This is a genomic window from Paraburkholderia piptadeniae (assembly GCF_900007165.1).
Classification (GTDB): domain Bacteria; phylum Pseudomonadota; class Gammaproteobacteria; order Burkholderiales; family Burkholderiaceae; genus Paraburkholderia; species Paraburkholderia piptadeniae.
Genome location: NZ_CYGY02000280.1, coordinates 1 through 635, shown reverse-complemented (window position 1 = coordinate 635; position 635 = coordinate 1). Strand labels below are relative to the sequence as shown.

The 635-nt window shown below is 64.1% G+C and carries 1 protein-coding gene; it reads right to left on the bottom strand.

The features are described from left to right. Positions 1–92: 92 nt before the first annotated feature. On the bottom strand, positions 93–635 hold a 543-nt coding region (locus BN2476_RS45225; RefSeq protein WP_143811277.1), incomplete at its 5' end, for an MFS transporter.

Below are 635 nucleotides of genomic sequence, written 5' to 3'. Positions count from 1 at the left end.
CGAGCGGCGCAATAGACGATCAGCACCGGAACACGATAGCCATGATGGAGCAATTTTGTTTTTCTATTTCCACCACTGACGACACCGCGTCATCAACGCGACGCCGTCCGTTCGATCAACGGCGTCGCCGGCCCAGCGTGCGACTGGCTGCCTCTGAACAGACCGAACATCAGCATCGACACGCCGGCGATCACAGCGGGCACCCCGACGGTCATAAACAGCGCCGGCATCGTCATGCCGGCCGTGAGCATCGCGCCGCCGGCAATCGAACCCACCACCGATCCGCTACGCCCAACGCCATTGGCCCAACTCACGCCAGTCGCGCGACAATCGGTCGGATAGAAGGCTGCCGACAGCGCATTGGCGCCGACCTGCGACCCCGACACGCAGAAGCCCGCGCCGAACACGGCCAGCGCAGCCAGCCACGGCGTTGCCGTGAGGTTGCCGATAGCCGCGATAAACAACCCGGCCAGGGTGTAACTCGCGGCCAGCACAAGGTGCGGATTCACCCGGTCCATCAGCCAGCCCAGCACGATCGCGCCGAGCGGGCGCATCAGGCAACCCGCGCCGAACACTGCAAAGGTGAGCATGAGCGATGCGAACTCGCTCGTCGACGGAAAGAAGATGCGCGAGAT